At 47.1% G+C, this 9301-nt stretch carries 10 protein-coding genes; 6 read left to right on the plus strand and 4 right to left on the minus strand.

Translation table 11 applies throughout. From position 1 onward, the window contains the following. Positions 1–37: 37 nt before the first annotated feature. From Q0277_RS10450 to Q0277_RS10465, 4 genes are all read right to left on the minus strand, one after another. Positions 38–556 carry a hypothetical protein gene (locus Q0277_RS10450; protein ID WP_297997805.1) on the minus strand — a complete coding sequence of 173 codons (519 nt, stop codon included), beginning with the start codon at positions 554–556 and terminating at the stop codon, positions 38–40. 293 nt (positions 557–849) lie between these two features. Beyond that, a complete protein-coding gene (locus Q0277_RS10455; protein ID WP_297997807.1) occupies positions 850–1416 on the minus strand; it encodes a sel1 repeat family protein in 567 nt (188 codons plus the stop codon). Between the two features lie 137 nt (positions 1417–1553). After that, the gene (locus Q0277_RS10460) at positions 1554–1985 is read right to left on the minus strand and encodes a redoxin (RefSeq protein ID WP_297997809.1); all 432 of its coding nucleotides are present in this window, start codon (positions 1983–1985) and stop codon (positions 1554–1556) included. Between the two features lie 102 nt (positions 1986–2087). Then, positions 2088–3098 carry a DUF475 domain-containing protein gene (locus tag Q0277_RS10465; RefSeq protein ID WP_297997811.1) on the minus strand — a complete coding sequence of 337 codons (1011 nt, stop codon included), beginning with the start codon at positions 3096–3098 and terminating at the stop codon, positions 2088–2090. An 87-nt stretch (positions 3099–3185) separates the two neighbouring features. Between Q0277_RS10465 and Q0277_RS10470 the strand changes: the two genes are divergently transcribed. The 6 genes from Q0277_RS10470 to Q0277_RS10495 all read left to right on the plus strand — a co-directional run bounded on the left by Q0277_RS10470 (position 3186) and on the right by Q0277_RS10495 (position 9113). Continuing rightward, entirely contained in the window at positions 3186–4505 is a 1320-nt protein-coding gene (locus tag Q0277_RS10470; protein WP_297997813.1) for a Na+/H+ antiporter NhaC family protein, read from the plus strand. A 256-nt stretch (positions 4506–4761) separates the two neighbouring features. Further along, positions 4762–5205 carry a copper resistance protein CopD gene (locus Q0277_RS10475; RefSeq protein WP_297997814.1) on the plus strand — a complete coding sequence of 148 codons (444 nt, stop codon included), beginning with the start codon at positions 4762–4764 and terminating at the stop codon, positions 5203–5205. Positions 5206–5791: 586 nt separating this feature from the next. Continuing rightward, positions 5792–6601, plus strand: a complete 810-nt coding sequence (locus tag Q0277_RS10480; RefSeq protein ID WP_295150425.1) for a transporter substrate-binding domain-containing protein — start codon at positions 5792–5794, stop codon at positions 6599–6601. A gap of 21 nt (positions 6602–6622) precedes the next feature. After that, positions 6623–7426 (plus strand): transporter substrate-binding domain-containing protein, encoded by an 804-nt coding sequence (locus Q0277_RS10485; protein WP_297997816.1) that lies wholly within the window; start codon positions 6623–6625, stop codon positions 7424–7426. Positions 7427–7490: 64 nt separating this feature from the next. After that, complete coding sequence (locus Q0277_RS10490; protein ID WP_005872860.1) at positions 7491–8294, plus strand: transporter substrate-binding domain-containing protein; 804 nt, start codon at positions 7491–7493, stop codon at positions 8292–8294. Positions 8295–8309: 15 nt separating this feature from the next. Beyond that, complete coding sequence (locus Q0277_RS10495; protein ID WP_297997817.1) at positions 8310–9113, plus strand: transporter substrate-binding domain-containing protein; 804 nt, start codon at positions 8310–8312, stop codon at positions 9111–9113. Positions 9114–9301: the final 188 nt, after the last annotated feature.

Below are 9301 nucleotides of genomic sequence, written 5' to 3' on the forward strand. Positions count from 1 at the left end.
ATTTTAAAATTTTATCGCCGTAAAAGCCAGTAAAATTTTACTTCTGTGGCTTGCCGTCGCCGAATTTTGCGGCTATCTCCTCGCTGCAGCTTTCCTTGGGCGCCCAGCCTTCGCGCTTCATCCGCGCCAGATTGTCACACGCCTCCTGCGAGCCGCCCTCGCAAAGCTCATCGTATATCACGAGGCTGCGGCACTGCCCGCTCGCAAAGCTCTCCAGCGCCGCGGCGTTGCCCAGACAGGCTCGCTCGCGCAGATCGCTCATCGCCCGCCCGCCCGCGCCGTCCGTTTTGCCTCCCTGCTTCCGCTCGGCGAGGGTTGCGAGCTCGCACGCGTCTGCGAAAAAGCCCTGCGCTTTGAAGCGGTTTCGCACGACGCCGCGACCGCCCAGCTCGTATCTCATCGCCGCTTCGTAGCATGCGGCGGCGTCCTTTTTGCCGCATTTTGCTAAAAGCGCGCTGGTTTTTGCGCCGCTAAATTTAAACTCTTTGGCTTTGCCGTCCGCGTTTGCTAAACTAAGCACCAGCGCCGCACCCAGCGCAAGCTTTAAAACTTTCATCTCTGCTCCTTTTGATTTTGTTTATCCGCCGCGCACCCCGATTTACTGCTTCATTGCGCCGCACCCACGAAAATTGCTTTAAATTTTAAAACCAAACCTCGCTCATTCGAAGCAGAACGGGGCCGCCACGCGGTGATCGACGCCTTTAAATGCGGATCGCACGCTCATCTAGGTGCGAGTTGTAAAATTTAAGCTTTCGTGCGGCGAAATTTGCAAGGCGTTCGGCAATCTACGCGGTCTAGCCCTAAAAAGCAATTCTGTGCCGCCCAAAGAAGCGCTTTGCCTCTGTCGCGCTAATTTTTCGGCAGTAGATCGAGCACCGCGCAGGCGCGCTTGTTGTGCATTTTGCACGCCCTGTCTAGCGCCTGTCCCGAGAGCTCAAAGCTCTGAGGGGTGCCGATTCCTTGGAGATATTTGACCGACAGCTCGTAGCACGCCTCGCTACTGCCGGCATCGCACTGCTCGCGAAAAAGCTCAAACGACGCTACGACGTCCTTCTCCACGCCCAAGCCCCGTCCTAGCGCATCTGCGTAGAAAAAGCACGACAGCTGATCTTTTCGTTCGCAGCCGCTTTTCAGACCACGCGCGACGCGCTCGCAGGAGCCTTCGTCGCTTTTTACGATGCAGCTTTGCAGATCCGCTCGTGAAATTCCATCCGTTTGAATGACCGCATCGGCGCTGCTTTGCGAGCCGGCGCTTACTTCGCCGCTCTTTAGAAAGTGCGCGTTTCGCGTGGCAGTCTCGCCGATACTCGTTGTTTTGTCCGTTTTGTCCGCCGCAGAAATTTTATCCGCCCTCGCGCTCTTGTCGCAGTTTGCCGCAAGTGCGCAAAATAGCGCCAAAAATAGAAATTTTTTCATACCCGCCTCCGTTAAATTTAGTGCCATTTTAATTAAAAATGCTGAATTTAATGAAAATGCGCTCTGCCCTAAATTCCAGCTCTGTGTCGCAGCTTGTTTGGGGCACGAAATTTAAAGCGCGGCGCCAAAGCGATCGATCACAGGCTTTTTAGTGCCGCGAGTACATTTTGCGCGTCCTGCTCGGGTTCAGCGATACGGCTAAAGCGCTTTATCTCTTTGCCGCCTCTAAAAATCAGGGTTTGGCGGTGGTAAAATTTCTTCCCGTCGCCGGTGGTGAAGGTTTCTAGCCGCAGCGGCGCTTCAAGCTCGAATTTTTCGTCGTTTATGAACTCAAACGTAGCGCCCGTAGCGCGCTTAAACTCGCTCGTGCCTGCCTCGCCCATGCTGCCTACGGCGATAAGCTCAAAGCCGAGGGCTCTTATCTGCGCAAACGCGCTCTCGTAGGCCTTGCACTGAAGCGTGCAGCCCGTAAGCCCCGCCGCGCCGCGCAACTCTACGGGCAAAAATTTGCCGCTGTCGCCCATTTTCGGGTAGGTAAAAACCACGCAGTTTTTCGGTAAATTTTTCATCTCTCGCCTTTTGATCGAAATAGGTCGCAAAAATAGCATAAAAAATCTTAAACCCGCTTAACGGATGAAATTTTAATAAAATTTATCCCGCATTTCGGGCTTTTACTCGTTGTTTCCCGCGATCGTTTCGATTAATTTGCGTTTGTTGCGGCGGTTGTAAAGCACCGACGAAAGGAGCGATAGTGCGATGAATAATATCCCCACGGTGCCCGTTATGATTTCGCTTACTTCAAATTTCAGCTTGGCAAACATTATAAACGCCAAACACGCGATGGCGTAGTGCGCGCCGTGCTCCAGATAGGCAAAGTGCGACAGCGTGCCGCGCGCGACGAGATACAGCGTGATAGAACGCACGAACATCGCGCCGGCGCCGAGGCCTAGCATGATGATGAAGATATTATCGCTTAGCGCAAACGCGCCGATCACGCCGTCGAAGCTAAAGCTCGCGTCCAGAGTTTCTAAATACAAAAAGCCCGCAAGGCCGTTTTTTACGCCGTCCGTGCCGAAAAGGCGGTCGAAGCAGGAGATGAGTAGATAGAGTAAGATCGCGCCGAAATACGCTGCGCCGAGCGTTGCCGAACCCGTTTTAGCAAGCAGCACGAGCCCTGCGGCTAGAGCGATCAGCGTGGGGGCGTTTGGAATGCGCTTTAAAAATCGTACGAGTCCGTTATTTTCGATTATGCCTAGCCAGTGTAGCTCGCGCTGCGTATCGAAGAAAAAATCGCAAAAGACCATCAGTAAAAACGCGCCCCCGAAAACGTAAATTTGCGCCTCATTCTCGCTTAAAATTTCATGGTAGCGCTGCGGCTGCTTAAGCGCCAGCACGAGGGTTTCCCAAAGACCCAGATGCGCGCTTGCGGCGACGATGAGCATTGGAAATAAAAATCTCATGCCAAAAACCGCGATCGGAATGCCCCAGAGGATAAATCTGCTCTGCCACACCGGCACCATATCTTTTAGCACCTTGGCATTGACTACGGCGTTATCGAAGCTGAGGCTGATTTCGAGTGCGCATAAAAGCACGCAGATATAAGCGGCACCAGCACCGCCGATATAAAACGCGATAGCAAGCGCAATTAGGCTTACCACAAAAGAGGAATAAAAATATTTCATCGCTGTCCTAGCCGATTTTTTGCGCGATTTTAGCAAAATTTAGCCCTAAATTCTATATAATTGCAAAAATTCCAAAAAAGGCAAAAGATGCTTACCAATCCCGTATTTATCAGTATCTGTGTGATGTGCGCGCTATGCTTGCTGAGGTGCAACGTAATGCTCGCGATCCTAATCGGCACGATATGCGCCGTGCTCTCAAGCAATATTCCGCTGGGAGATGCCATAAATTTATTCATAAACGGCAATCCCGAAAACGCCGGTAGCCTCGGTATGGGCGGAAATTTAGAAACCGCGCTTTCATATCTGCTGTTAGGCGTCATCGCAAGCGCGATCTCAAAGACGAACTTAACGGCGATCTTGGTGCGCGCGGTGGCAAATTTAATCAGCGACAAAAAATACATCTTTATCTTTTCGATCGCCTTTTTTGCGTGCTTCTCACAAAATTTAATCCCCGTGCATATCGCCTTTATCCCGATTTTGATCCCGCCACTAGTCAAGATCATGAACTCGCTAAAGATCGACCGCCGCGCCGTAGCGTGCGCGCTGACGTTCGGCTTGCAGACGCCGTATATGGCGCTGCCGTTGGGATTCGGACTTATCTTTATGGGGCTAATCGAAAAAAATATGAACGCAAACGGTATCGCGGTAAGCCTAAGCGATATATCGAGCGTGATGTGGCTAAGCGCCGTGCCGATGCTCGTGGGGCTAGTGCTAGCCGTGATCTACTACCGCAAGCCGAGGGAGTATGCCGAAACCAAGCAGAGCCTGGATGCGCATTTTAGCGAGCTTAAGATGGGTATGCGCGAATGGGGCGCACTAGCGGGCATCGCGGTGTGCTTCGCGGTACAAATTTGGATCAAATCGCTTCCGTTTGCCGCGCTTAGCGGAATTTTAGTAATGCTTGCCAGTAAAGGCATCGAGTGGAAAAAGCTCGATAGCGTATTTGACGAAGGCGTGCATATGATGGGCTACATCGCGTTTTTGATGCTGATCGCCGCAGGATACGGCACGATCTTAAAAGAAACCGGCGGCGTGAACGAGCTGGTGCACGTAGCGAGCACTTTAAGCGGCGGCAAGCTAGGCGGTGCGCTGCTGATGATAGGCATCGGACTGCTGGTGACGATGGGTATCGGCTCGAGCTTCGGCACGATCCCTATCATCGCTACGATATACTGCCCGCTAGCCGCGCAGCTGGGCTTTAGTACGGCGGCGACGATCTTTATCATCGGCGTGGCTGCGGGTATCGGCGATGCGGGCTCGCCTGCGAGCGATAGCACGCTCGGGCCTACCGTGGGGCTGAATATCGACGGTGAGCATAGCCATATGTGGGATACCTGCGTGCCGACTTTTATTTTCTTTAATATCCCGCTAATCATATTCGGCATAGTCTTTTCGATGATGCTTTGAAATTTTATAAAATTTAGCCGCACGGCTTTGCTCGTAAATTTATAAATTTACGGATGCGTCCATTTTTAAATTTAGCTGCGCGGCTTTGTTTTTAAATTTGACCGCGCGATTTTGCCAAAATTTGTCTGCGATACTCGCGCGGTTTGCTTAAATTTAGCCGCTTTAAATTTAACCGCTCGCGGCGCGTTGATGAAAATCATTGCTAAAATTTGAAATTTCGCATAAAATGGGCGAAATTTCATAGCAAGGAGCGGTGGTGGAGCAAATTTATCCTTACGTGCAGATCGTGCATCTCATCTGCGCCATTATCTTTTTGGGCTACATATTTTTCGACGTCGTGATTTTTTCGCGGCTTAAAAGCGCGCTGGGCGCGGACTATGAGCGCGTTAAAAAAGCGATTGGCTCGCGCGCGATTAAGATCATGCCGGTTTGCCTTTTTACGCTGATAATCACCGGCGGAATGATGATGAGCCGTTGGGTCGGAAGCGCTAATGGCGGGTATTTCGGTACGCCGCTTCAAAAAATCTTTATGCTAAAAGTCACGCTCGCGCTCATCATCGCCGTGTGCGTAGCGATAAATTTAAGCTGCCGCGCGATGGGAAGGCCTGCGCCTGAGTTTTTGCGAGTAAATATCCACAAGATCGCCTTTGTATTCGGATTCATCATCGTGCTTTGCGCCAAGCTGATGTTTGTAGTATGATTTATGGCGCAAAATTTAGCGCTGGCGGCACGCTTTTATCGCGAAATTCTGTAGCGCGGCAAAGATTTAATTTTGCTTGCTTTTGAATTTTGTAGTTTGCTAAAAATTTTAAAATTCCATTTTGCTGGGCGGGAGTAGAAATTTAAGAATTTTAAATTCCACTATGTCTGCGCTAAAGCGCGAAATTTTAAAATTCCACTCCTTTTTTGTGCTGTTTTGTCAAATGCAATCTGCAAAATTTAATCTCATAAAATTTTAAAATTTCATCGCGAGTTTTAAAGCGCTCATAAAATTTCTCACTCAATTCTGCAGCTTTAAAATTTTGTAAAATTCTAAAATTTTAAATTTTACTGCTAGGATGCGGATGAGAATTCTAAAAAACTCGCACAAAATCGAAGCAAATAATGAAAAAGCGAATTTATTTGACGACTTTACTTACTATTTAATAATCGTTAAAGATATAAAAAGCTAAAATTGCTTTTCGCCCGCGGGCGAATTTAATGTCTGCTTACCATTCGGGCGGGATTTTGAGGTTTCCCGTAGCCGTAGCAATGGTTTTGAAATTATTTATGAGAAAGGAAAAAGGATGAAGAAATTTCTCTTAAGTCTGCTCGTCGCAGCTTTGGCTAGTAGCGCGCTCTGCGCCAGATCGCTCTCCGAGATAAAAAGTAGTGGAGTGCTTAGAATAGGCGTTTATGACGCGCAGCCGCCGTTTAGCAAGATAGAAGACGGCGTGCATCAGGGCTTTGAGGTCGATATGGCAAACGCCATCGCTAAAGATATGCTTCCATCAGGCGGGAAGGTGGAGTTTACCTCCGTGCTTGCAAATCAGCGTATAAAATTCCTACAAGAAGATAAGGTGGATGCGGTTATCGCAACTCTTACCGTAACTCCGGAGCGCGAGAAGCAGATCGATTTTACGACCCCGTATTTTAGCGTCAATATAGGCATTTTGACCCGCGTCGAAGATAAGATTAAATCCTTAAATGAATTGCAAGATAAAACTATTTTAGTTCTTAGCGGCGGTACCGCGGAAACATACTTTGAAAAGCAAGGCTATAATATCGCCAGATGCGATAACGCAAACGCTTGCTACAAGGCGCTAAAAGCTGGACAGGGCGACGGGTATGCCGATGATAACTTAGTCGTGCTGGCTTATCCGGTATTAGATAAAAAGGTTGAAGTAAATATCAAAAATTTAGGCACTTCGGATTTCTTAGCCATCGGCGTGAAAAAGGGCAATTCGGAGCTTTTGGATTTTCTAAACGGCGAGCTAATCAAGCTAAGCAAAGAGGGCTTTTTCAAAAATTCGTTCGATAATTTCATCGAGCCTTACTACAAAGGAACTGCAGAGAAAAAGTATTTCTTGCTGGACGATCTTTATAGCTTGCTGTAATTTTAAAAAAAGGGGGACGCTATGAAAAAGATAATCTTGGCGTTGATGCTGGCTGCGTGTTCGCTTCTTAGCAACACTTTGACTCAAATCAAAGAAAAAGGAGTTATTCGCATCGGTATAGATGGCTCGTCTCCGCCGTTTAGCGTCGTTAAAGACGGCGGATATAGCGGGTTTGAGATACTCTTAATCGAAGGGCTTGTTAAAGAAATTTTCGGTGATAAAGGCAGCAAGATACAATATGTCGTAACGGTAGGCGATGACCGCATAAAAGCGGTGCAGGACAACAGAGTCGATTTAGATATCGCGCTTATCTCGGTTACGAAAGAGCGTGAGAAGCTGGTAGATTTCTCCGATCCATACTTTAGCGTAAATATCGGCGTGCTAACTCGTAGCGACGATAATATCAGAAAGGTCTCCGATCTAAACGGAAAGACTATACTGGCGCAGCCCGGCACTACTGTGTTTGATTACTTTACGAAACAGGGCTATAACGTAGTACCGTGTGCGAGCGCGAATGAATGCTTTAATGACCTAAAATCGGGTAAGGGCGACGGATACGGCGATGATAATCTACTTGTATTTGCTTACGCTGTAGTCGACCGCAAAGTCGAAGTAAATATCAAGAATTTAGGCTCGACGGACTTCCTGGCCATCGCGGTGCAAAAGGGCAATACCGAGCTGCTTAACGCGGTAAATGCGGGACTAATTGAGCTAAGTAAAAAGGGTTTTTTTACAAAAATTTTTGATGAGAGTATTGAGCCTTTTTATAAAGGAACCATTGATAAAAAGTATTTCTTGCTGGACGATCTTTACAGCTTGTTTTAATTTAAAGTGGCGATGGATGGAATTCTATTCGCCGGCAAATTTTAGTAAAATTTAAAGGAATTTTATGAAAAAGATTATATTTGCGTTGTTAATCGCTTCGTGTTCGTTATTTGCTAACTCTTTAGCGCAGATCAAAGAAAAAGGGCTCATTCGTATCGGAATAGACGGCTCACTGCCGCCGCTTAGCGTCTCCGAGGACGGCAAATACAGCGGTTTTGAAATTTCGCTTATTGAAGAGCTTTCAAAGGAAATTTTCGGCGATAAGGGCGGCAAAATCGAATATGTCGTAACTCTAGGCAATGATCGTATCACTGCCGTGCAAGATAACAAGGTCGATTTGGATATCGCAGCCATCACGGTTACGAAAGAGCGCGAAAAGCTAGTGGATTTTTCAAATCCCTACTTTAGCGTAAATATCGGCGTGCTAACTCGCACCGATGATAATATAAAAACCGTAGACGATTTACAAGATAAAGAAATTTTAGCAGAGCCCGGCACTACGGCGTTTGATTATTTTAATAAGGAAGGCTTTAAAGTTATCTCATGCGCTAGTTCTAGTGAATGTTTCCGAGCGCTAAAATCCGGTCGCGGCAGCGGCTATGCGGACGATAATATGGTAGTTTTGGGCTATTCGGTCGTAGATCGCAAGGTAGAGGTAAATATAAAGAATTTAGGCACGACGGACTTTTTAGCTATCGCGGTACAAAAAGGCAACGATGACTTGCTAAACGCTCTAAACGACGGGCTTGTCAAGCTCAGCAAAAACGGCTTTTTCAAGAAAATTTTTAACGACAGCATTGATCCTTTTTACAAGGGCAAGGCTGAGAAAAAATATTTCTTGTTAGATGATCTTTATAAAATGTTTTAATTAAAAGGACGAAATATGAAAAAAATTCTACTAAGTATTTTGCTAGGTGCTAGCGCGCTTTGCGCTAACTCATTAGCAGATATCAAGCAAGCAGGCGAAATTCGCATAGGCTTGCAAGACTCCCAGCCTCCGTTTAGCTTCGATGATAACGGCACGCTAAAAGGCTTTGAGGTTGACTTGGCAAATGAGCTAGTCAAAAATCTATTCGGCAATAAAAAGATCAAAATCGACTTTATCGCCGTAGCATCTAAAGATCGCGTTCCTTCACTGGAGCAAAACAAAGTAGATCTCATCATATCCAAGCTTACCGTCACAAAAGATCGCGTTCAGAAAGTCGATTTTTCTTACCCGTATTATTCAGTGCAAATTGGCGTGCTAAGCCGTAAGGATGATAATATTTCAAGAATCGATCAGATCGCGCATAAAAAAATCCTAAGCGTTAAAGGCACAACTGCCGAGGAGCACTTCAAAAACGCGGGCTATGAGATTGCGACATGTACCGACGCGAATGAGTGCGTCGCTAGGCTAAAGGCTGGCGAGGGCATAGGCTTTGCCGACGATAATACCGTCGTACTCGGATATGCTAGAAACGACGCCGCGCTTGATGCAAAAATCATCAATCTTGGCAAGGTAGATTATATCGCCGTCGCCCTATCTAAGGGCAATACCGAGCTGCTTGATGCGGTCAATAGCAGCCTGGTAAAAATGTATAAAGCGAAATTTTTCCATAAGGCTTTTGACGAGGATATCAAGCCATACTACGGCGGTAAGATCGATAAAAAGCACTTCACGCTAGACGAGGTTTATAGCCTATTTTAAATTTAGGCACATTTAAAATTTTAAGGCGCCCCTTGGCGTCTAAATATACCCGTAGCTGCGATATTTGATCGCAGCTCGTTTTTGTCGCCAAGATTTTGGCGGCATTTATAATTTAAATTCCGTATTTTTGCGGGTCCGGTTGCGATATAAAATTTTATGATGTTTTGATATGCGGTTGTGAAAGGGCG

The sequence above is a fragment of the uncultured Campylobacter sp. genome, assembly GCF_938030815.1.
GTDB lineage: Bacteria > Campylobacterota > Campylobacteria > Campylobacterales > Campylobacteraceae > Campylobacter_B.